Genomic DNA, 23,850 nt, shown 5'->3' with positions numbered 1-23,850 from the left:
AATGTTTCTTTTCTCACCCATGAGCGCTTCAAGCCAGGGGATGCCAGTTTATGATAACACCAATTTTGTAAGTCTTATGAAATCACTGGTAGAATCTGCTAAACAGACCTCTCAGATGATAAAAACAGTAGAGTTTTTAAAACAACAAAAGGAGAATTTGGAAAGAGTCAATTCCGTGGTTCGCCAGTTAAGAGCAGTACAAGAAATTGGAAGAAATAACCAGCGGCTTTTAGAGGTAATGCGAAATGATTTACGCGGGATATTAAACTCTCCCTATATCAAAGCAAATGAAGTTACTCGGGTATCTGAATCCTTTAATGCGATCGTTCAAAACTCTTTGGAAACCATGGACTTTATTGATCAAATTCTCTCTAGTGGCTACCTTAAAATGAGCGATGCTGATCGGGCTGAAATCCTAAAACAAAAAGAACTAGAATCTAAAGAAATGGTATCTGAGATAACAACTAGGACTAGACGTTACCGCGATATTATTTCCTTTAGAAAAATGCAAGACAAAATCAATAACCGGGAAATGCACTATTAATTATGGCAGCACTTGTTCTTTTAGGAATTGGTCTAGAATATGTGGATACGGTATTTCAGACCATTCAAAATAGTGATTTTTCCCGGTACACCATTGCAGGAATGAAAACCCTTTCTGTGCTATTTTTTCTAATTAATATTTTAAAAAAGTACAATGAAGGGGTAGCGCAGAAGGATGGGTATACCTGGGGCCTTGGTCCAGAGGATCTAGCTAAAAACTTTATGGTTGTTTTACTTGTTATTTTCTCAACCCAAGTCCTAGGTTTTTTTGACAGTATTCTAGTAGCTATTGAAGGACAATACAGAGCTGTGGCACCCGCGTTACTTCCGCTTCAAATGCAGGATATTCCTATAGAAGAAGACGTGAGTGTTGTCAAAGTAGCACATGCTGCTATGACCCTATTATATGAGGCATTAGTTACACCTCTTTACGGGTTTAAGATATTTGCTTTTATAACGGGGGTAATTTTATGGATTTTAGATCTTTTTATTTACCCCATGTTTTTAGCTGAGCGGTATTTTTTACTGGGCATCATGCAGGCATTTTTTCCGCTAATTATCAGTCTTTCCGTTTTTGAAAAGTTTCGTTCCTTGGCGTATACTTTTTTTAGACTCTACGCCGCGGTGTATATGTTGGTGCCTGCTTTTTTTCTAGTCAATGTATTTGTAAATGCGCTCTATAGGGAGATCAATACCAACTTTTGGATGAACCTTTTTGGAACCGATGTTGGTGAGGGTTTTTTTGCCCCTGTAGTGCAGCTCGGCTCCATTGGGTTTATAGTGTTTTTGAAATTCAAACTCTACACCCGTGCAACTTCATTTACACTTCGATTATTTACCAATTAAATTCATATATGCCTTATGAAACTCCCATATAAAAATATATATCAAGTTTTAAAATTAAACAGAGCCATTGTCTACTGCGTAATAGTTTGCTCACTACTAATTAGCAGCTTTTCCTTATGGATGGTATATACAATCCATAACAAGGCGCTTAATGCTGCTTTTGCGGTAAATACTGATGGCAGTATTATTCCCCTTAAGCTAGTTACCCAGAAAGAAAACTTTAAAGTGGAAGCCCTTGCACATTTGGATCTGTTTCACAACTATTTCTATTCTATTGACGCTAGTAACTATGAAAAGAATTTAGAAAAAGCGCTTTGGCTAGCTAATAGTTCTGTCAGTGATCTTTACCGACAGAAAAAAGCTGAAGGAGTGTATAACCGTCTTTTGCAGTATTCTCTAGTGCAAAAGGTATTACATAGCGTTTCTCAGATTGAATCCAATAATGGCAATTATACTTTTAGAACGCTTACTGTTTTTCAGATCAATCGCGGTTCTATAACTGATACCTATAGGTTGGTTTCCACTGGAAGGTTAATTACAGTGGATCGCAATTTCCCAAACAATCCTCATGGATTGCTGATAACTGATTATATCGAGAATACTTTAAAAAAAATCACAGATGAAAATTGAAAAGAATAAAATAGTATTTGCTGCCGTGTTGACTGTGGTTGTTATATTTCTGGTCTCCTATAGCGTAATGGTATGGGGTGCTGGTGACTCTGAGCATGAGAATCTAAATTCAACCTTAGTGCCTGAGCTTAAAGAAGAACCAAAGGGTTATAATTCCAAGCTAGATGCTATTAATGATCTAAAAGAAGTAAGAGAAACTACAGCACCTAGTATTTACAACGAGAAACTGATTGATTCTTTGGGTTATTACAATCCAGATCTTCCAAAGCTTCAGAAGAAGATGATTGTTGATAGTATTTACGCCTTAGGAAGGATACAATATTCCCAGAAGCGATATCCAAATTTCAAGCCAGAAGAAACCACCCAAAAACAAGGAACAGAAGTGGACTCTTCCCAAATCAAAAGAGACTTAAAAATTGATGCCAAAGAGTTAGCTCTAGAACATCAGTTGTTTTTTGCTTCCAATCCTAAAGAAAGTGATTTAACCTTCACTTTAAATACGGATCAGTTTATTTATGTAGTAGTTGATGGAGATCAGGTCGTAAAGGCTAATTCTAGACTCCGTATGCGCCTATCTAAAGCAACAACGATAGAAGGGGTCTTATATTCAAGAAACACTCTTATATACGGCTTTGTGAGTTTTACACCCAATAGAACCATGATTTCTATTGATCATATTGGAAAAGATCCAGTAACCCTTCTTGGGTATGATGTACAAGATGGCAGTGAAGGTATATATATCGAGAACAGTTTCCAAGGCGATGCTCGAGAGCAAATTATCGGTGATATGGTTGAGGATATCAATGTAGCTGGGGTTCCACAATTAAGCGGTATAAAGCAACTATTTCGAAGAAACAACAAAAAAGTAAAGGTGACCGTGATTGATGGTTATGAGTTAATATTAAAAGCCTCTAAAAGACAGTAATTATAATAAATCGACTCGCATGAAAAATTATATCATAACTCTGGTAGCTATTTTGTTAACGCTACCAATGGACGCTCAAAGGCCCTTGGAAACTTTATATGCTAACAATTCTAAAAATGTGGCTTTGTTTTTTCCAAGTCCAATTCGCCAAGCGGTCACTGGCAGCTCTAACTTTGTGTTTACTTATAACAGGGAAAAGAAGCAGTACTTTGGTCTGTTACAAGCCACACCTGGAAAGCAAAGCAATTTATTGGTGGTGACTGATGATGGTGCTGTGTACAGCTTTATCTTAGAGTATAGTGACTCGTTATCTAAGCTTAATTACTTTATCTCAAAAGAAAGGAGCATAGGTACAGAATTGCCAATGGCTGAAACCAAAAGGTCTAACAAGAAGAAATTGGATAGCACTTCTAATGGTATAAAGGAATTTGAAAGTTTTGGGGATTACCTGTTAGCAGCTCCTTCAAAGAACTTGAAAACTAAGCGACAGAAAGGGCTAAAGCTTCAATTACAAAGGATCGCCTATAAGGGTTCACAAACTTATCTTGTTATGGAAATTACCAATACCTCAGGAATCACTTTTGAAATTGATTTTTTGAAGGTGTTTAGCGTTAGTGGAAATAAAAAACGCAAGGCTTCTTTTCAAAAAAAGGAATTAAAACCTATCTATAGTTATAAGTTGCCTTCAAAGGTACATAACAGTGAGTCGTATAGATTCGTGTATGTACTTCCGAAGTTTGTACTCGGGGATAAAGAAAAGTTGCAGCTGGAACTTCAGGAGCTAAATGGTAGTAGGAAGGTGATATTAAAAACTAGGCTTTGAAGGTTAGTACAATCTAAATCATTGGTGCCATTTACTGAATAAAACTATAATTTACTAAAAACATTAAAACTCCAATCATTATTAAAAATCATTTATAAAATTGTTGATAAGATGGAGTGTTAGAAAGTTGAAACTAACTTTATTTTTCGTTACTTTACGGCTTAATTATGGTAAGAGAATATTCAAATATAAAAGAGAGGTTAGGACTCGTAGTAGATAAAAAAACTACTAACGAAATGGCGTATTTGACCCACTATTTACATAATCATAAAAATGGTGTGTCTCAATACTTTAAGGCCCCAGCAATAGAATATTTGACAATTCTACATAGGGAATTGAACATTGCTAAGGAACCCGACTTTCAATATTATTTACCCATAAAATGGGATATTCCATTTCCGCCAAGAGAAAATCCAAAATTTAAATTTATTGATCTTTTTGCAGGAATTGGAGGAATAAGGTTGGCCTATCAAAATAATGGAGGGAAATGTGTTTTTTCAAGTGAATGGGATCCTTACGCTAAAAAGACATATGAAGCTAATTTTGGAGAAGTGCCATTTGGAGACATCACACAGATTTCAGAAGAGTTTATTCCTGATCACGATATCCTGTTAGGTGGATTCCCTTGCCAACCTTTTTCAATTGCTGGAGTTTCAAAGAAAAATTCTATGGGTAGAGCGCATGGATTCTTGGATGAAACACAAGGTACTTTATTTTTTGACATTGCTAGAATAATCAAACATAAGCAACCTAAGGCTTTTATGCTTGAGAATGTCAAAAATCTGGTTTCTCACGATAAGAAGAAAACTTTTAAAGTGATAATCAGTACTCTAGAGAGATTAGGCTATAATGTATATTTTAAGGTTTTAAATGGTAAATTCTATGTGCCACAAAATCGCGAACGAATTATAATTGTTGGATTTAAAAAGTCAATTTTTAAAGGTAAAGAAGGATTTAAATTTCCTGATCCTAAGGAATATAAGCATTCGTTTAAGGATATTTTAGAGCCAGAAGTTGATGATAAATACACCTTATCTGATAAACTATGGGATTATCTTCAATCCCATGCTAAAAAACATAAAGCGAAGGGGAATGGTTTCGGTTTTGGATTGACTGATTTAGACGGTATTTCCAGAACGATTAGTGCAAGGTATTACAAGGATGGATCAGAAATCTTGATACCACAAAAAGATAAGAATCCACGGCGGTTAACACCAAGAGAATGTGCGAGACTACAAGGATTTCCTGATGAATTTATAATTCCTGTTTCAAATAATCAAGCGTATAAACAATTTGGAAATTCAGTAGTAACACCATTAATTCAAGCGGTGGCTAAAAACCTAGTAATGGAAATATTAAAAATAAATGAATCTAACCAATCTGAAATCTCTGTTTGTTAGCAAAGGCTGCAAGAAAGTTTACACAAAAATTCTATCACCTAATGATAATTCTAAGAACCAAGTATACTTTGGTGGTAGCTTTGAAATTTTAAATATTTTACCTCTTCAAGAAATTGTAACTGAAGAAGCTGGAGATTGGAAAAAAGAACGATTTAAAGCAAAAATTAATTTTTCATGGGTTAATGATCAAGGATCTATATTTCCAGCCCCTAAGGCACAGCTTATTCTTTACCCGAAGTATCCAGAGGTTCGATTTTCTGGATTTTTAGCTGGGTGTCAAAATGCACCATCAGAACTAATGACTCAAAGGTTAGAGGGTCGTTTATTATTATTTTCAGTTGATCGCACTGGAGAAATATTGGGTTATGTAGCAGCCCCCGATTCTGAAATTGCCATTGAATTTGATCAATTACAAGTTGATTCTGTTCATGGGGTGTTTTCTACTATCGATCTACCTATGGCGAAAAACAACAGAGCTGTGTTGTTAGACGAATTAAAAAGAATTCATCAACTGGGTTGGATCAGTTCTAAAAGATTAAATAATCAAGGAGGTATAATGGATTGTCAAGCGCCCAATTGTGGTGGTTATACTTTAGAAGCTGAATTAGGAATTACACCAAACGGATATTCTGAACCAGATTTTATGGGTTGGGAAGTGAAACAGTTTGGGGTTTCAAATTTTAATAGTATTAAGAGTAAAGTCATAACACTTATGACACCCGAGCCTACAGATGGCTTGTATAAAACAGAAGGGTCAGAATACTTTGTTAGAACTTATGGTTATAAGGATAAAAAAGGGAGACCAGATAGATTGAATTTCGGAGGTATTCATAGAATTGGGGAAAAACATCACCTTACTAATTTAACTATGAAATTAATAGGATTTGACACCGATAGTGGCAAAATTCGTAATTCAAATGGTCGTATTGTTTTATTGGATGAGAGTGATAATGAAACTGCATCTTGGAGTTTTGCTTCATTGCTAAAGCATTGGAATAGAAAGCACAATCAAGCTTGTTATGTGCCGTCATTATCAGAAATTAATCCAGAAAGAAAGTATAGATACGGAAGTGAGATAATATTAGGTACTGGAACTGATTTTCAACTTTTTCTCTTACAAATGGCGAATGGGAATATTTATTACGACCCAGGAATAAAATTAGAAAATATTTCAACCAAACCAAAAATAAAGAAGAGAAGCCAGTTTAGAATAAAATCTGGATTTTTACCCAATTTATATAAGAACAATGAAATAGTTGACATTATAGGTTGATTGAGTAACCAATTACAAAGGTTTTTAGTTAGCAAATATCGAACTAGACTCGTTATGTATCCTTTCAAAGTTTTCCTCTAATTCAGCTTTAGAAAATCGATTAGCTTCCTGTGGAAGCTCCCTTTGAATATGTTGTGATTTAAATTGCACCTTTTTATCCTTGCCATCGGCATAGGTGATAAACGCTCCCGGTTTTAATCTAAAAAAGGTATTGGCTCTTATTCTTGGAATTTCTTTTTCTCCAGTGGTAATGCGGGTATCAAAATTAAGGTTATAACCGCGGTTTATACTTTTTGTTGGATCCTTTATTATCCCAAAAAAGCGTTCGTAATACTTGGCGGTGTCTGGATCATTGACTTTTACAAAAAATTGATAAGAAAGATTACTTAAGATTGCTTTGCTAGCTTTATCCCCGTACATCATGTCGTTTTGTATCTTATCCTGCAAAAGATTAGTTACGCTCTTGTGAGGGATAATCAAGTGATTGCGTTTGAGGATTTGAATGTAAAGGGGATGGTCAAAAACCGAAAACTATCAAAACATTCAAGCGATATGCTCAGGCTTCCTGAAGGCCATGCTACATTGTAGAAATTTGAACAAAGTTCTTGTGTTTATAAAAGTATCGATTTTTGTAATCAAACTGTTTTGTTAACAGAAACGTATCGTTTTTCGTAATCAAACATATTTGTTTTCAGAAACTGTAATCAAACTGTTTTGTTTACAGGAAAGTATCGTTTTTCGTAAACAAACATATTTGTTTTCAGAAACTGTAATCAAACTGTTTTGTTTACAGAAAAGTTTAGATTTCTGTAAACAAGCTTATTTGTTTTCAGCTATGGTCCTGCCAATTAAATGAAATTAGGATTCGAAAATGGATTTAGCCTCCCTATATATGCGTTCAAAGTTATTCTCTAATTCAGCTTTAGAAAATCGATTTGATTCCTGTGGAAGCTCCCTTTGAATATGTTGTGATTTAAATTGTACCTTTTTATCCTTCCCGTCGGCATAGGTGATAAACTCTCCCGGTTTTAATCTAAAAAAGGTATTGGCTCTGATCTTTGGGATTTCTTTTTCTCCAGTGGTAATGCGGGTATCAAAATTAAGGTTGTAACCGCGGTTTATACTTTTGGTTGGATCCTTTATTATTTCAAAAAAACGTTCGTAATACTTGGCAGTGTCTGGATCGTTGACTTTTCCAAAAAATTGATAAGAAAGATTACTTAAGATTGCTTTGCTAGCTTTATCCCCGTACATCATGTCGTTTTGTATCTTATCCTGCATAACATAGACTGTGGAGATGTTGTAGCTCCTTAGAGTTGCAGGGATGCGATGCATATTCAGTAAGCGAATCGTCGGCGCTTCTTCTAAAAGTAAAAAGGAAGGTTCTGAATTTGGCACGCTCATTAGTTTTATAATGGTGTGAATGATCGTGGCAATTACTGGAGAGAATGAAGTATCGTATTTGGGATTGTTCACTACCGCTATGACCCCTGGATTATCTTTATTGTTTATGTTTAAGGGTACTTCATCTGCTGAGAGCGCCATAAAAATTCGTTGAGAACTAATACGTTTTAAGGCATTGGAAAGGGTACTTTTTACCGCTGCGGTTTGTTTCTCAGAGTCTACACCGCTAATAAATGCATCCGCCATAGCTCTTGAGGTAGTGTTGGTTTGTAAAAACTCTACCAGACTATCAGTATCTAGATATTGGTAAATCGCAATTAGATGTGGAAGAGTACAGAATTTTGGATAGCTAGTTTTGAGTTTCCAAATAAGACCACCTATTAAACCCTCTGCTGCATCGTTGAAGAATTTTGAGGTCCCTGAGGTCCCAGATAATCGTTGCTCCAATAGGTTCTCAATTAGTACCCTTGATACTTCATTTACGCTTTCTTCATTTTCTAGATAACGTGGAGCAATGGGATTTACCCGATGGGTGATCTTGTCAAAGGAAATTACTTTGAATGGAATTTTGTGATCTTTAAATAGGGGATAGGCTATCTCTGTAAGCTCAAAATCCTTGTAGTCATGGATAATACCACAAAACTCTTTTTTTTGGAAGTGTTGTAAAAAGCCATAAACCACACTTTCTGTCTTTCCGCTACCAGCGGAACCAATGACAGATGCACCGCGTTTGATATTACCTAAGTTGAATTTTCCTTTGGTAGTTGCAAAAGTCACTTGATATCTATGGTCTGGATTTTTTGTAGTTTCTATTTTATGCAAGTAAACATAGAAGATAGTATTGATTAGGAGCATTGGACAAACCACAATTAGCAATACTAAATGAAGAGGGTTCCATTGTAGTAGTATGAAGGTGGCTAAAAGTATTAGAAGATTACCTATTAAAAAAGCATATTTGGAGATCTGATATAATGCGTAGCATACCATACTTATCATGCCAATGGACAGTATTGCGGTATAAAGGTTAAGGGTGAACATGTTCTTATAATATTAAAGTTTGTAAATGTGGTTTTACATTCCAGCTTTACTATGTCTTTAACGATCAATTATACCACGAAAAGCCTTTGATAATTTAACTTGGCTTACGAGGCCTTGTAGCATAGCACTTATAGCCCAACAACTTGGCTAAAAAGCGAGTTGTTTATTTCAAGGAAAAGTTAATCTCCTTGTGATGTGATTTTTTTTGATACGTAGGGTTATAGGCGAAAGTGGTGAATTGGATAACCCCTACATGAATATTAAAGCTAAAACTCAGCGAAATAAAGATAAAGAATTTTCAGGAGCTTTCTTGGTGTTTTGATAGTCTTTTCCATTAGCTCTCTCATCCCAGGGTTTGCATTTAGATCTTGGTTTGTACAAGTTATCTTATAAACAGCATTTTAGGAATACTTTATTACTCTTTTTTCTTTAATTCCTTTGTAATGAGTTAAATCCAAGGAATTAAAAAAAAATCATGGACAAGGATAAAAATCAATTGAAAGGGAAAACAGTAGTTATCACAGGAGTTTCCAGCGGATTTGGTCTGGGAAGTACATTGGGATTAACTGAATTAGGTGCCAATGTAGTCGGGATATCCCGAAGAGCAGATTTACTCGAAGATTTGCGTAATCACATCGAGAACAAAGGGGGAAGCTTTCGGTATGTAGCTGGCGATGTAAGTAAATCAGAAACTATAGAGGAACTTTCAACAACCGCCCTAAAAGAACTTGGAGCTATTGATATTTGGATCAATAATGTTGGTGTAGGAGCATTAGGATATTTTTGGGACATTCCCCTTAAAGATCACGAACGGCTTATTGATGTAAACCTGAAAGGAGTTGTATATGGAGCCCATGCGGCTATTGGTCATTTTGTGGCTACTGGAGAGGGTACATTAATCAATGTTGGATCAATAGGCAGTGAAGTTCCTTTGGCTCTTCAAAACACCTACTCCGCTACTAAAGCAGGCGTTTTAAGTTTAGGCCGTTCGATTAATAGAGAATTAGAGTTCTGTGAAAAAGAGAATATTAAAGTAGCTACTATTATACCATGGGCAGTAGATACCCCTTGGTGGGAACATGCCGCAAATTATACTGGACATAAACCATGCATGGCGGCTATGGATGGTCCCGAATTGGTTATTGATGAAATCTTAAATGCGTGTATTGATCCAAATGAAAAAATGCCAGTAGGCTATAAAGCAGAAGGTTCAAATCTATTTCATCGGATTTTTCCTAACTGAGCTGAAAAATTCTCTGAGAAAGTAGCCAAAGAGGAATCAGAAAAAGCATCGTATTCAATACCAACAACAGGCAGTATCCATACACCTATGAAGGAAGGAACCACTGTAGCAGGAAACATTCGCAGACGAATGAAAAGAGAAGATAGAGAATCTTAATAGAAGCCAATTAATTTTTAAATTAAATCGCTCAATGTGGGTATGTGGGAATTTAATTACATTACCCTACATGCCTTAGTGCTTTTCATTCTATGTTTTTCCTAAGGATGAAGGTTGTCTCCTCATTTTTCATACGCTATACAAGCAGAAACTGCCCTTAAACCCGCAATTTAATATTAAATTAATGCGTAGTTTACCATAGGTATACAAACGATAATTGCCGATTTGACGCAGCTTTACGCTTTTCCTTATTACACAAAAGGCTGTATTTCAAAGTGTTATCAAAAACATATGGTGCCAATTTTATTAATATCGGCACTTGGGTGAAAAAGTGGTGGGATTTTGTATTTTCATTCACAAAATTAACAGTACAATCAATCAATTATGAAGAAACTTTTACTATCAATGCTTTTTCTGTTGACATGTGGCTTTTCTTTTTCTCAAAGTATAAGCGGTACAGTCACCGATGAGCAAAAAACCCCCTTACCTGGAGTGTCTATCGTTATCGATGGTACTTCATCAGGAACAACAACAGACTTTGATGGGAACTACAGCATTGCGGCAGTAGCCGGAGATGTTCTGGTATTCACCTACCTTGGAATGAAGACCCAAACAAAAACAGTAGCAAGCAGTAAGGTTATAAATGTTACTATGTCTCAGGACGCTACTAGTCTCGATGAAGTTATTGTGACGGCTTTAGGAGTAGAATCTAAAAAAGTGTCCCTCGCTAATTCAATTCAGAATATCAGGTCAGAGGAACTTATTCAGGGGAATCAAACAAATATGGTAAATGGATTACAAGGGAAAGTCTCTGGAGTAAACATTGTTTCCTCAGGAGGTGCACCTGGAACGTCATCTATCATACTTATCAGAGGAGGTTCCTCAATTACTGGAAACAACCAGCCCCTATTTGTTGTCGATGGAATTCCTATAGATAACTCAACGAATTCTAGCTTGGACGTTGCAAGTACTAACAGAGCTTCAGATATCAACCCTAATGACATCGCTAGTATTTCTGTGTTAAAAGGTCCTGCTGCTGCCGCATTATATGGAATTCAAGCAGCAAGTGGAGCGGTGATCATTAGCACTAAAAAAGGACAAGCTGGAGTAAGCCAAATTAGCTATTCAGGTTCCATGTCTGTAGATAAGATATTAGGCACTCCTGATGTTCAAAGTCAATACGGACAGGGGATGCAAGTTGGTTCTGGTGCGGATATGGAGTATGATCCTGAATCTTCATTTTCATGGGGAGCGCCTATTAGTTCTTCAGCACCCTTGTATTTTAACATGGAAGATTTCTATAAAACAGCAATTACTCAGAATCACAACGTCAGTTATTCTAGTGGAAATGAAAAAAGTAATATCTATTTTTCAATAGGGGATCTTTCTCAAGACGGTATTGTTCCTAGTACTAGCTATGATAAGACTTCCTTTAAGATCAATGCTAATTCTAAATTCGGTAAAAACCTAACCGTAGGCGTTTCTGGAAATTACATTAACACTAAAACATCAAGCACAAGACAGGGTAATTCATCGGGAGGTAGCCTTAATAGTCTTTTGGCATATCCAGTGAATGTCAATGCAAGAGATTATTTAAATGAAGATGGCTCCCAAAAGCCATTCTTTTTAGATCAGCAATTTGATAATGCTTATTGGAGTATTGACAACAGTCCTAACACTGACGATGTTAAAAGACTTATTGGTGTAGTCACTTTGAATTATAATTTCCTAAATGACTTCAATCTAACCTACAAAGTAGGGACAGATGATTATCATGAGTTTAATAAAAGAATTATTGGTACTGGATCCTTAATAGAGAACCGTGAAGATGGTTATATAAGCCAGTTCGAAAAAGATCATTCACGATTTACTTCGAACTTGTTTTTAAGATATAATAAGACTTTGGCTGAAGATTTTACTATCGATGCCATGGTTGGACAATCTGTTGAAGAATTAGATGTTAGAACTACTTATACCACAGGTGATGGTTTCCAAGCACCAGGAATCTATAGTATTTCTAATGTGTTAATTGAAAATCAGCAAATCACAGAAGTTATAAGCAGGAAACGAATTGTCGGGGTTTTTGGGGATCTTAAACTAGGCTGGAAAAATGCACTTTTTCTAACTGCCACCGGTAGAAATGACTGGTCATCCACCTTACCTGCAGACAAGCGTTCTTTCTTTTATCCATCCGTTGGGATGTCAGCGGTACTTACTGACTTATTTAATTTTTCCTCCGATGAATTTAATTTCTTAAAACTACGAGCCACTTGGGCACAAGTAGGAAAGGATGCACCGATAGGATCACTAGAGAGTTCATTAGGTAAAAACCTTAATGGAGCTGCCAGTTCTGGTTATGCATGGGATGGGGTTAATGTTGGAAATCCTAACTTAGAACCTGAATTTACCAACAGTTATGAATTCGGTGCTGACATGCGATTTTTAAATAATCGCCTTTCTTTGGAGGTTACCTATTACAATAGTAAATCGGATAATCAGATATTAACGGATATTCGAGTTCCACCAACCACTGGAACCTTCTATGCTACCCTTAATGGCGGTGCTATTGAAAACCGTGGTATAGAAGCCTTACTTTCTGCTCGTATACTAACAAATCCAGATAGCTTTACTTGGGAAACAGTTTTTAATTTTGGAACCAATAAAAGCGAAGTGAAGGAACTTCCAGGATTTTTAAGTGAGGTATATCTCTCAGACTCATGGACCTTTAGGAATTCTGCAGCTGGAGCTGCAATTTTAAATGGATCCTTGTTTGGACTAAGAGGGAAACGTCCTCAGAAAAATGAAGATGGCCAAGTCATAGTGCAATCTAATGGGTTACCAAATTTAGAAGATGCGACCTACCATGATATCAATAGGCTTCCTGACTGGAGCCTTGGTATTACTAATACATTTGGATATAAAAACTTAAGCCTTTCATTTTTGTTTGATTTGGCCCAAGGACAGGACATTTATAATGCAACTGAATCTGCTCTTGCTTATTATGGGCAAAGCCAAAACACCCTTGATAGAGGCCAAACTATAGTCATTCCAGGGGTTGATACTAATGGGAATCCCAACCAGACTCCTGTTGTAATGGACCAAGCATATTATCAGAACTATTATGCACTTAATTCAGAAAATTTTGTTGAGGATGGATCGTTTGCAAGATTACGTTATGTTACCTTATCCTATAAATTTCCAACAACGATCTTGGACAAACTGTCGCTTTCAGCAATGGAACTTTATGCTACAGGAAGGAACCTTTTAACCATTTCTGATTACAGTGGAGTAGATCCAGATGTTAACACCTTTGGAGCTGGAATTTCTGGAGCTGGATCGATGTATATCGATAATTTAGGAACTTCCAATACCAGAGGATTTGATTTAGGACTAAGATTCACTTTTTAAAATAAAGGATAATGAAAATATTTAAAAACTCATATATTATACTTTTAGGACTGTTAGCTGGTACTTCAGTGTCATGTTCGGATGATTATTTTGATGTTAATAGTTCGGTAACTGCTCCTACAACAACTTCACTAGAACCACAATTCCGAATCAAAGGTGCTATTGAAAACACAACTGGTACCGCGCAGTATAGGGGTGCAAGAGAGGTATTGGGAATCACACAATACGGATCTCAAAATGTGGCTGATTACTATTCAGAAACGTGGAGTAAGGAATTGACTACTGGAAGTTATTTCCTTTGGCAGAATTCATATGTATATGCATTACCTAATACCGCTGATTTAATTGTATTGGGTGATAAACACAATTCACCGAATTACAAGGCAGTGGGTAAGATATTAAGAGCTTACATTTATGGAATGACAACTGATCAGTATGGAGATATTGTAACGGATCAGACTTATGATGGTGAATCATCCATGAATCTTACTCCGGAATTTGTCACTCAAAAAGAAGCCTATCAGACAATTTTTCAACTATTGGATGAGGCTATAGAGGAGTTGGGGCAACCTAGCGAAATTGAGCTTAACCAAGAAGGAGGGGATGTTCTTTACCAAGGAAATAAAGATCAATGGATAAAATTTGCTAAAGCAATTAAAGCAAGGTATTTGAATCACCTAAGCAAAAAATCCTCTGGTGACTTGGTTTATAATGCCGATGCGATCATTGCATTATGTGAACAATCTTTTACATCTAATCAGGACAATGCGCTAGTACAATTTCCTGGAGGAGAGGCAGAGAATGCCAATCAGCCTTTCAGCGCAAATGGTTATGGTTCCTCACGGATAGATTACTTTTCGCATTTCTTTGTTGAATTGCTTAAGAATCCTTTAAATGCAGCAGTTGCATATCAGGATCCTAGATTACCTATCATCGTTCCTGAAGCGGTTAATGGAGGGTATCATGGTGTAGTGATTGGAAGAGGACTAGATGGTTTACCTTCGGAAGATTTTTCACTTGGAAATGGTGGTTTTTACACTAGCGCAACATCACCTACCTATATGATTACCTATAGTGAGGTTAAATTTATAGAAGCAGAAGCTAGGTTTAGAAAAGGTGATTTGCCTGGAGCTTATGCTGCTCTTAAAGCTGGTGTTCAAGCGGACCTAGAAAAACTAGAAATACCTGCTGCTGAAATCACCGCATATATGGATCAATTGGATACTGAGGTTGGAAATGCTAACATTAGTATGTCGGATATCATGATTCAAAAGTATATTGCAAATATGCTAAATCCAGAGACATGGGTGGACATGCGTAGAATGGATTACAGTAGTGATATTTACCCAGGTTTACAGAGACCAGAAAACGTGAATCTTAATCTTTTTCCAGGTTCCGATGATTGGATCCAAGCTATGATGTATGAATACAACGAGGAGGATAGGAATTATGTTAATATGCCTGATAATAGTCCTAACATTAGATTGACTACACCTCTTTGGTGGAATACTCCAGAATAATTTGAATTATAAATTTTATTTCATTCACCAAGAATAATTAAAGCAAAATCCCAAGGTCTAATACACTTTTGGGATTTTCTGTTTTTAGATCTGCCTAGTTCGAAAAATAGGGATTTGATAGATGTCTTCCATGTTCGCTTTTCAACTGTTTTTATAATTAAATGTAGTGAGGTTGAAAATGGTTTTGTGTCATGGATACATTACTTCGCCAAAAGCCAACACTTTTGATTGTTTGCGAAGGAGAAAAAACAGAAACGAAGGACTGGCACAAATCAATAACTCTATTTTATTACAAAGGCAAACCCACCCTAATGCCGTTTTTCCAATAACAAGGTTTGTAATCTATCGGCTTAGCTCCAAAAGCTCCACTGATATAAACATCATCACCATCTATGAAGATTCCATAAGCTTGAGCATTATCCTCTAGTTCATGAAGTTCCCCGTTTTTCCAATAACAAGCTGTATGACCTGTACTATTTGAATTATGTTTATTAATGAGCCCCACGGCATAAATGTCTTCGCCTGATTTGGCTATTTGCTATACCTCGCCATAACGTTGGTCCAATATTACTGGATTGGTGTTTTCCCAGTACACGGGTAGCCCAAAGCGTCCTCCTACATAAGTTGTTTCCGGATTTTCAACATAGATGGTACTTATTCCTTTAAAATTTGATCCTTGATTAGGTAAAGGCAAAGTGGTTATAAGATCATTACCATCCCATATAAAAGGTGTAGAAGGGTCTAATTCACTTCCTCCTGTTGAGGATCTGATTTGGGCGAAGGTGCCAGCGAAATACGGTTTGTCATTATGAAAGGCAATGGATGTAACAGTCCCTATACTATCGTTGTCCATAAATGTAAGGACACCGTTTTTGTAGTAGAATATCTGGCCATTTTCAGCAAGGCTACCCTGATCAAATTCATAATATAGATTTTGCCCTTGTGAATCCTTATATACATAGCTTATCCTATAATTTTCTCCAATAGCTTTTCGGTATAATGTCTGATTAGGAACATTAGCATCGTAGGTTTCTTGATCAACACCCTCTGAATCTATCCAGAATCTTGATGTTCGTTCTTCATGTTTGGTCCCAAAACCGCTATAGATGCTCCATTTGAAATATTTAACACTGTTAATGCCAGAGACAATTACCATTTTTTAGAAATTCCATGTATATTTAAAACCTGCAAGAGCCAATGAGTTAAACATGACAAAATCATTTTATAATCTGCTGCGCTTATTACCTAACAATCAATGTTCATGGAAGCACAATTTTTTGGCTCTAATAAGTTTTATTTTTTGTCTATTTGCTTATTCTCAAAATGAAGCTTCAGAAAAGAAAATTGATACCACAAGCTATATCCAAACAGTGGATATTTCAACGGGTGAGATTGATACTATCCTTACTTTAAACAAACACTTTGAAGCTCCTAATTGGCACCCTGATAACTATCTCATTGTAAATAGTTATGGCAAACTTTACACCCTTGATTTAGAAACCAAAGATTTAGAGCTATTGGATACAGGCATTGCAGATCAATGCAATAATGATCATGGAATATCTTTTGACGGTAAATGGCTAGCCATTAGCCACAATGATAAATCAGATCCATCTCCTAAATCTTATAAGTCTGCTATCTATGTTATGCCCATTGAAGGTGGAGAGCCCAGAAGAGTGACCTCAAAGGTACCATCCTTTTGGCACGGATGGTCTCCAGATGGAAAAAAGCTAACCTATTGCGCAGAGCGCAATGGTAATTATGATGTATATACCATTGGCATAGAAGGAGGCGAGGAAACAAGATTAACCACTGATGAAGGTTTAGATGATGGTCCAGAATATTCTCCGGATGGTAAATTCATCTATTTTAATTCCTATCGCTCGGGACGTATGCAAATATGGCACATGTCAGCGGATGGAAAAAATCCCGAGCAACTAACCTTTGATAAGTACTCCAATTGGTTTCCGCACCCATCTCCAGATGGCAAGTGGATTGCCTACATAGCTTATATCAATGATCAAAAACAAAATCATCCTTTTGGAAAACAGGTGAAACTTCGCCTATTGAATATAGAAACTAAAGAGATTAAGGACATAACTCCAGAATTCTTCGGAGGACAGGGAACCATCAATGTTCCATCATGGAGTCCAGATAGTAAGAAAATTGCTTTTGTCCGCTACTTAATGAATTAAAAATTATTTACTACTTATGAAAGATAATAAGAACGCACGCAGGAAATTTTTACGCCAAATTGGAGCGACCACCTTGGTCTCAGCAGCCATCCCTTTTACTACTTCAGCAGCACAGGAGAAAGCAGAGGAGCGTATTATGCGTTACGACCGTCCATTTTCATCCAACGATACCATCCGTATCGGTGTGATAGGGTTTGGGGTGCAAGGTCATTTTGATTTAAATTCTGCTTTGGAGGTGCCTGGTGTAGAAGTTGTCGCCATATGTGATCTGTACACAGGAAGAATACAGAATGCAAAAGAGAAATTCGGTAAAAAAATATTTACCACCAGAAATTATAAAGATATTTTAGATCGTAGCGATGTGGATGCGGTACTGATTTGTACAACAGATGTATGGCATGCGCAGATGGCTCATGATGCGTTAGCTAAAGGAAAGCATGTGTACTTAGAAAAACCAATGGTGTACAAAATAGAGGAGGGGCTTCCACTGATAAAAGCCGCTAAAGCCTCTGGAAAGGTTTTCCAAGTAGGAAGCCAACGAGTTAGTAGTATTGGCTATATCAAAGCAAAAGAGTTACTTGCCTCTGGAGAAATTGGGGACTTAAATATGGTAAGTGCTGTCTATGATAGACAAAGTTCCATTGGAGCATGGGAATATACCATTCCAAATGATGCCAACCCCGATACCACAGATTGGGAAAGCTTTGTCGAGGTAACCGAAAAAATGGAATTTGATGCCAAGAAATTCTTTTGGTGGAGAGCTTATAAAGAATTAGGAACTGGAGTAGCAGGTGACCTATATGTGCACCTTTTAAGTGGTACGCATTTAATTACCAATTCTCTAGGGCCAGAATCCATCTATAGCACGGGTCAACTTAGTTACTGGAAGGATGGTCGAAATATGCCTGATGTGATGTCAGGAGTTATGCAGTATCCAGATAGCAAAGAGCACCCAGCCTTTCAGCTTAATCTTAGAGTAAACTTCATTAGTGGTGGAGGCGGAAAAGAAGTCATTGAGTTAATCGGATCTGAAGGGGTCATGAGAATCGATGGTGATAACGTTACTGTAAAGCATAACATTATGCCAGAGGCTCCAGGATTTGGAGGCTACGATTCTTTATTTACCTTCTCAAAGGATATGCAAAATGAGCTTACAAGAGAATACAAAGCCAAATGGACTGATGAACAAACCAAAAGAAAACAAATTCAGGATGTGGTATTCAAGGCGCCCAATGGCTATAGTTCGCATGTAGATCATTTCACCAACTTTTTTGATGCTATTCGCGATGATAAACCCGTAGTGGAGGATGCTGAATTTGGATTTAGAACTGCCGCCCCCTCGCTCGCTTGTAATGAAAGCTATTTCAAGAAAGAAATCATTAAATGGGACCCTGTCAATATGAAATTGGTTTAAGGACTGCTTGGTTTTTAGATTGTGTCATTCTGGAGCATATTGGATTGAAATAAGCAAGTATGGTCGCCCAATGCTAGCAGGAAAGAAAATTGAATGAATAAAAACGTTTGCTAAAAATCGTTAAAAGGACGATGTTGAAGGGCTAGTTTTAAGCTATTAAGAACAATGGTACTAGCTACTTCCATATAATTGCTTTCATCAAAAGTGCGAAGGTCTAGCTATACATTAATATATAGTATCTGAGGATTCTTAAATATGGTGAAAATTCTCCAGAGCGTCATCGCCAGCCTCTTGAAAAAGGAAAGCGATACAAGGGTTGTCCAGGTTCTTGCAAGACATAAAAGGACATCAACAACGGAGAAGTTTTATAGACTACAGTCAATCAATACCGCCCAATAAGTTAAACTATGGCACATAAATTGTATATTTACAGTAAGAAAAAAGAAAATATTATGGACATACATGCGGATTTAAAATGGATACACAGTGAGCTTGATAAAGTAAAAGATCCTACGTTTATCGAAGCCATAAAGAATATGCTTAAATACAATAAAAAAGTATCATCGGAGCGTATCAGTATCGAACAGTACAATCAGGAAATAGATGCATCCATTGCACAGATAGAAAGTGGACAGACCTATTCGCACCAACAAATGGGAGAACGCATTAAGCAATGGGGAAAGCAATAATCTGGACGCATCAGGCAGATGCAGAACTCAACGAAGCATTTTTGGATTTACTGGAAAAATCCGAATCACTTGAAACCACTACAAGAATTATCTCCGAAATTTACGAATCGGCTTCGATATTGGCGACCGATCCAGAGATTTATAAACTGGACACGCTCAAGGAAAACAACATAGGCAATATCAGGGCATATGAAAAGCACACATACCGAATATCTTATTTGGTTGAAGAAGAAGCTGTTTACATTATCCGTGTGCGCTATGCAAGAAAAGAACCTTTGGAATATTAAAAGTCCCAGCCTCCTCCCGAGGAACCAGACAGAAGATTAAATGACACTCTCATCACCGGAATTGGAAGAATTATATTTATATTAGTTTGAATATATAGAACGCAGGTAAACGCATTTGTGATTACCTAGTTGTAGTACACAAGCTAAATGAACATTACCGGAATAATAATAAATCGACTACTATTTCGCTTTGCCCCAATAATTACGCTGTTGGTTTGTATGCTCTATTACGAGCTGATTTCTTTTGATAATTTTTTTAATATACTTGGCTTTCTTTTTTGTATTCTAATAGTAATCTTTGTGTATTACTTCTATGATTTAATTAAGCACTTCAATAAAGTCATTTTAAGAAAAAAAATACTTCAGCAGGCAAAACTTCAAGGTATTCCAGCCGATATAGCTTTACCGAGAAAATTGAATTTTTTGGACAAGCGGCTCAGTACAAAGTATCCACCCCGCCAATCACATATTGGAGGATAAAAAAATAATTCTTATTGATTAGCCTCCATCATTTTTTTGTAATTCTGTGGATAGAGATCTCGGATATTTTTATGATTGATGGTCATGATATTTTCTAAAGTGTATTTTAACCACTCAGCTGGATTGACATCATGTTTTTTACAACTAGCGAAGAACGAATACATTATTGCTGATCTTTGTGCCGCATCATGGGATCCAGCAAACAAGTAATTTTTCCGGCCTAGAGCTATTGCTCTAATTTGATTTTCCACGAGATTTGTGTCTGGCTCGAGCATTCCGTCATGTAGAAAGGCTGTAAGTTGATCCCGGCGTTTTAGACTATAATGGATCGCCTTTGCTAAAGGACTCTTGGGAAGTACATTTCCCTGCTCTAATTGATTAACCATCCACTTTACAAACTCATTTAATATAGGTAACGACTCTTCAATTCTTAACTTTTTACGCTGCTCAGGTGTAAGCTTGCCTTCTCTTGCCTTTGCCTCTATCTTATATATTTTCTGAATATAGGTAAGAGCAACTTCTGCTCTTAGTTTATCATAATCCAATGCCTTCTCGAACTCTCTTGGTGCATGAGCAAGACAACATAAATGGGTGACCCCTTCACGCTGTCCAATTTTTTCGTAGGCCGCATAACCATCGCTCTGAAGATAACCTTCCTGTTGACTTTAAAATGTGAAAACGACTTCTAGAAAATTCCACTTAAGTAGTTGTATGCAGCCTTGGTTTAAATCAAATCTTTGTACGTAACACTTGATCTTTTAGCTTTACATTAAGAAATGATTCCATTTAAAGAGGTTATGTTTTACTAATTTTGGAGTGAATTAATTATAGTTAAATATTGTTATGAGTGGTAAATCATTACTCCTTAGTCCATTTCAAATAGGAGATGTCACATTAAATAATCGCATTGTAATCTCACCAATGTGTCAGTACTCAGCTGTAAACGGATTGGCCAATGACTGGCACTTGGTTCATTTAGGTTCAAGAGCTGTGGGTGGCGCAGGACTTATCATCCAAGAAGCCACTGCAGTTAGCCCAGAGGGAAGGATCAGTTACGGTGATCTTGGAATTTGGGAAGATGCACATATAGAACCTCTAAAGAGAATTGTTGATTTTGTTCATTCTCAGGGCAGCAACATTGGAATTCAACTAGCCCATGCTGGTAGAAAAGCAAGTTGTGAAAAGCCATGGGATGGGGGAGGACAAATTGCCCCGAATCTAGAAAATGGATGGGAAACTATAGCACCATCAGCAATTGCATTTAACAATGAGAAGCATGTTCCTAAGGCAATGAACCTAGAGGATATACAATCTGTTTTAAAGGATTTTAAATCCGCAGCACAGCGCGCCATAGAGGCTGGATATGATGTCATTGAACTTCATGCGGCACATGGATATCTATTACATCAGTTTTACTCTCCATTGAGCAATAAACGTGAAGATAATTACGGAGGAAGCTTTGAAAACCGAATTCGTCTAACTCTGGAGGCTGTTGAGACCATTCAGGAGGTATGGGGAAAACAAAGAGCACTTATGGTACGTATTTCTGCTACCGATTGGACAGAAGGAGGTTGGAGTATTGAAGATTCAGTAAGGCTATCTTCGATCCTTAAATCTAAGGGAGTTCACCTAATTGATACCTCTACAGGCGGAAATGTCCTAGCTGATATTCCTGCCAAACCGAATTACCAAGTGCCTTTTTCAGCCCAAATCAGAGAACAAGCGAGCATTGCAACTGGAGCTGTCGGTCTTATTAATACCCCTGAGCAAGCAGAAGCTATTTTACAAGCAGGTGAGGCGGATCTTGTCTTTATCGCTAGAGAGAGTCTTCGAAATCCACATTTTCCACTTTATGCAGCCCATATTCTTGAGGGCAACAGTGTTGAAAAATGGCCGAATCAATACAAAAGAGCATATCCCGCTCACGGAGAATGGAAGTAATTACAATCTAATGGGTTAACGTATTAAAATGACTAAACCTTTTGCCGTTTTATTTGAAGCAGCGAAAGGTTTAGTATTTCGTGTATGTTTTATTTTTACGGATGTTATTTTAACATCAACGCACTGTCGTTAATTTCAAAATCATAATTCTTTAGCAGTGCTAAAACTTCAGCTCCAGCCAGTAATACTGGGCCATATCCGTGAGCCGCATAAGTATTCACTGGGCGAAAATAATAAAAAGCAGGGTCAAATGCCATTCCTGTACCTACACAGGTGCCCTCTACTTCCCCCTTGGAATTAACCTTTGTGCTCACTGCGTTCCAAGCCAGTAATGCCGTTGGAGCATAGGCTAATTTATCAATATAGCCTTTGTTGATCGCCCTAGCAATAGAATAGGTGTAAATGGCTGTTGCAGAAGTTTCTAAATAGGAGTCGTTTTTATCAAGGAGTTGATGCCAAAACCCTGAACCATCCTGATGTTGTATCAAACCTTTTACATGAGCTCTTAACTGGTTCAATACCAAGTCGTATCCCTGATGATCTTTGGGAAGTACTTCTAATAGTTCGACAAGGGTCATTACAGCCCAACCATTGGCTCTGGCCCAGAAGAATTCGGGATGTACTTCCATGGCTTGAACCCAACCGTGCATATACAAGCCTTTCTCCTTATTAAACATGCGCTCTGTGTACTGTTTTACTTGTTTAACTGCATCATCAAAGTATTTATTATCACCGGTATAATGTCCCATCTGTGCTAAAGCAGGAACACTCATAAATAAATCGTCTAACCAAAGTGTATTGTCTAATGGACGGTTTCTAGCCAAGGTTCCGTCCTTGAGTCGAAATTGTTTGTTACTAATATAGTTGGCAAAGTTTTGTATAACCGCATCTAAGTTCTTATTGTCAAATCCACTCATTTTCGCTTTTATCATCGCTGCACATAATGATCCGGAATCATCCAATGCCCCTGGGTTTAAAACCGAATGGATCGGTGAATCCGCTATGTTTCTAGGTTTGTGATAGGCAGCAACATCAGCAATGAGTCCCAATCTGTCATAGCTGTAGTCTTTAAAATAATCTTCTCCTGTGACCTCGGATGCTAGTAACATTCCAGCATATGTCACACCCCATTCATAACTGGTTAATCGAAAGGTTCCTTCTTCAAAAATAATATCCCCCGTAACGTTTTTAAGATTCTTAACTTCCTTTTTACTATCGCTATAAAGCATCATTGATGCTGTGTTTTTATTTAGGTATTGATAGACCCTATCTAGAACTTTTTTAACCTGTTCTTTGGTAGGAGAACCATAGGGTGTATTGTAATCAGGTTGTAAGGTGTGTAAGGGTGTGTTGACATCATTGATTTGTGAGTGAAGATAAGGACTTATACAAATCAAGAATGTACAAGTAAAAAGAAGTTTTAATGTTTTCATAAACATACTGCGGAAAACCCATTCATCTTTAATGGATGGGAGGAAAGCAGTGATCCCCTTGATTAATAATTTTCTTTTGGTTGGTCTCTCCCAAATATACCCTATTGTGTTGGTGATACTATCCTGTTCAATCCTGCTGAGAAAATAGCATGTCTATTTCTTTTTTCAGAGGGTCTGTTAGTCTAACCTGGGGATCTAAAAA

19 protein-coding genes and 2 pseudogenes are annotated in these 23,850 nt (G+C 37.0%); 15 read left to right on the top strand and 6 right to left on the bottom strand.

Annotated features, from left to right (window positions below; all coding sequences use genetic code 11):
* Nucleotide 1: 1 nt before the first annotated feature.
* The 7 genes from I215_RS09400 to I215_RS09370 all read left to right on the top strand — a co-directional run bounded on the left by I215_RS09400 (nucleotide 2) and on the right by I215_RS09370 (nucleotide 6,440).
* Entirely contained in the window at nucleotides 2-544 is a 543-nt protein-coding gene (locus I215_RS09400; RefSeq protein ID WP_156800252.1) for a conjugal transfer protein, read from the top strand.
* Between the two features lie 2 nt (nucleotides 545-546).
* Nucleotides 547-1,389 (top strand): hypothetical protein, encoded by an 843-nt coding sequence (locus tag I215_RS09395; RefSeq protein ID WP_008991728.1) that lies wholly within the window; start codon nucleotides 547-549, stop codon nucleotides 1,387-1,389.
* A gap of 15 nt (nucleotides 1,390-1,404) precedes the next feature.
* Nucleotides 1,405-2,019, top strand: a complete 615-nt coding sequence (locus tag I215_RS09390) for a conjugal transfer protein TraK (RefSeq protein ID WP_040460143.1) — start codon at nucleotides 1,405-1,407, stop codon at nucleotides 2,017-2,019.
* Nucleotides 2,009-2,944: a conjugative transposon protein TraM gene (traM, locus tag I215_RS09385; RefSeq protein WP_008991726.1), complete on the top strand. Its 936-nt coding sequence runs from the start codon at nucleotides 2,009-2,011 to the stop codon at nucleotides 2,942-2,944. The genes I215_RS09390 and traM overlap by 11 nt, the downstream gene beginning before the upstream one ends.
* Before the next feature lie 19 nt (nucleotides 2,945-2,963).
* Nucleotides 2,964-3,767 carry a DUF4138 domain-containing protein gene (locus I215_RS09380; protein WP_008991725.1) on the top strand — a complete coding sequence of 268 codons (804 nt, stop codon included), beginning with the start codon at nucleotides 2,964-2,966 and terminating at the stop codon, nucleotides 3,765-3,767.
* Between the two features lie 167 nt (nucleotides 3,768-3,934).
* Nucleotides 3,935-5,167 (top strand): DNA (cytosine-5-)-methyltransferase, encoded by a 1,233-nt coding sequence (gene dcm / locus I215_RS09375; RefSeq protein WP_008991724.1) that lies wholly within the window; start codon nucleotides 3,935-3,937, stop codon nucleotides 5,165-5,167.
* The gene (locus I215_RS09370; RefSeq protein WP_008991723.1) at nucleotides 5,133-6,440 is read left to right on the top strand and encodes an MvaI/BcnI family restriction endonuclease; all 1,308 of its coding nucleotides are present in this window, start codon (nucleotides 5,133-5,135) and stop codon (nucleotides 6,438-6,440) included. The genes dcm and I215_RS09370 overlap by 35 nt, the downstream gene beginning before the upstream one ends.
* 24 nt (nucleotides 6,441-6,464) lie before the next feature.
* On the opposite strand, the pseudogene I215_RS09365 reads toward I215_RS09370, so the two are convergent.
* Together I215_RS09365 and I215_RS09360 are read right to left on the bottom strand one after the other, a co-directional pair.
* Nucleotides 6,465-6,890 (bottom strand): annotated as a pseudogene (locus tag I215_RS09365) (TraM recognition domain-containing protein); the annotation flags it as partial.
* Nucleotides 6,891-7,298: 408 nt separating this feature from the next.
* Complete coding sequence (locus tag I215_RS09360) at nucleotides 7,299-8,882, bottom strand: type IV secretory system conjugative DNA transfer family protein (protein ID WP_008991721.1); 1,584 nt, start codon at nucleotides 8,880-8,882, stop codon at nucleotides 7,299-7,301.
* Between the two features lie 475 nt (nucleotides 8,883-9,357).
* Here I215_RS09360 and I215_RS09355 point away from each other — a divergent pair, with 475 nt between their 5' ends.
* From I215_RS09355 to I215_RS09345, 3 genes are all read left to right on the top strand, one after another.
* A complete protein-coding gene (locus I215_RS09355; protein WP_008991720.1) occupies nucleotides 9,358-10,125 on the top strand; it encodes an SDR family NAD(P)-dependent oxidoreductase in 768 nt (255 codons plus the stop codon).
* A 540-nt stretch (nucleotides 10,126-10,665) separates the two neighbouring features.
* Nucleotides 10,666-13,689: a SusC/RagA family TonB-linked outer membrane protein gene (locus I215_RS09350; RefSeq protein WP_008991719.1), complete on the top strand. Its 3,024-nt coding sequence runs from the start codon at nucleotides 10,666-10,668 to the stop codon at nucleotides 13,687-13,689.
* An 11-nt stretch (nucleotides 13,690-13,700) separates the two neighbouring features.
* Nucleotides 13,701-15,209 (top strand): SusD/RagB family nutrient-binding outer membrane lipoprotein, encoded by a 1,509-nt coding sequence (locus tag I215_RS09345; RefSeq protein ID WP_008991718.1) that lies wholly within the window; start codon nucleotides 13,701-13,703, stop codon nucleotides 15,207-15,209.
* Between the two features lie 289 nt (nucleotides 15,210-15,498).
* Here the strand turns inward: I215_RS09345 and I215_RS09340 are convergent, their stop codons facing one another.
* On the bottom strand, nucleotides 15,499-15,714 hold the full coding sequence (locus I215_RS09340) for a hypothetical protein (protein WP_008991717.1): 216 nt from the start codon (nucleotides 15,712-15,714) through the stop codon (nucleotides 15,499-15,501).
* Between the two features lie 33 nt (nucleotides 15,715-15,747).
* Nucleotides 15,748-16,365 carry a hypothetical protein gene (locus tag I215_RS09335; RefSeq protein ID WP_008991716.1) on the bottom strand — a complete coding sequence of 206 codons (618 nt, stop codon included), beginning with the start codon at nucleotides 16,363-16,365 and terminating at the stop codon, nucleotides 15,748-15,750.
* A 52-nt stretch (nucleotides 16,366-16,417) separates the two neighbouring features.
* Here I215_RS09335 and I215_RS09330 point away from each other — a divergent pair, with 52 nt between their 5' ends.
* From I215_RS09330 to I215_RS09315, 4 genes are all read left to right on the top strand, one after another.
* A complete protein-coding gene (locus tag I215_RS09330; RefSeq protein WP_008991715.1) occupies nucleotides 16,418-17,404 on the top strand; it encodes a TolB family protein in 987 nt (328 codons plus the stop codon).
* A gap of 16 nt (nucleotides 17,405-17,420) precedes the next feature.
* Nucleotides 17,421-18,818, top strand: coding sequence for a Gfo/Idh/MocA family protein (locus I215_RS09325; RefSeq protein WP_008991714.1), 1,398 nt, complete (start codon nucleotides 17,421-17,423; stop codon nucleotides 18,816-18,818).
* A 407-nt stretch (nucleotides 18,819-19,225) separates the two neighbouring features.
* On the top strand, nucleotides 19,226-19,507 hold the full coding sequence (locus I215_RS09320; protein WP_008991713.1) for a hypothetical protein: 282 nt from the start codon (nucleotides 19,226-19,228) through the stop codon (nucleotides 19,505-19,507).
* Complete coding sequence (locus I215_RS09315) at nucleotides 19,492-19,794, top strand: type II toxin-antitoxin system RelE/ParE family toxin (protein WP_008991712.1); 303 nt, start codon at nucleotides 19,492-19,494, stop codon at nucleotides 19,792-19,794. The genes I215_RS09320 and I215_RS09315 overlap by 16 nt, the downstream gene beginning before the upstream one ends.
* Before the next feature lie 491 nt (nucleotides 19,795-20,285).
* On the opposite strand, the pseudogene tnpC reads toward I215_RS09315, so the two are convergent.
* A pseudogene (tnpC, locus tag I215_RS09305) lies at nucleotides 20,286-20,930 on the bottom strand (IS66 family transposase); the annotation flags it as partial.
* Nucleotides 20,931-21,117: 187 nt separating this feature from the next.
* Here tnpC and I215_RS09300 point away from each other — a divergent pair.
* Nucleotides 21,118-22,215, top strand: a complete 1,098-nt coding sequence (locus I215_RS09300; protein WP_008991709.1) for an NADH:flavin oxidoreductase/NADH oxidase — start codon at nucleotides 21,118-21,120, stop codon at nucleotides 22,213-22,215.
* A gap of 104 nt (nucleotides 22,216-22,319) precedes the next feature.
* Here I215_RS09300 and I215_RS09295 read toward each other — a convergent pair whose 3' ends face one another.
* A complete protein-coding gene (locus I215_RS09295) occupies nucleotides 22,320-23,648 on the bottom strand; it encodes a glycoside hydrolase family 88/105 protein (RefSeq protein ID WP_237738948.1) in 1,329 nt (442 codons plus the stop codon).
* Nucleotides 23,649-23,850: the final 202 nt, after the last annotated feature.

This window comes from Galbibacter marinus, assembly GCF_000300875.1.
In the GTDB taxonomy this organism is placed as follows: Bacteria; Bacteroidota; Bacteroidia; order Flavobacteriales; family Flavobacteriaceae; genus Galbibacter; species Galbibacter marinus.
The sequence above is the reverse complement of the archived record's forward strand: the minus strand, read 5'-3'. Positions and strand labels throughout refer to the sequence as shown.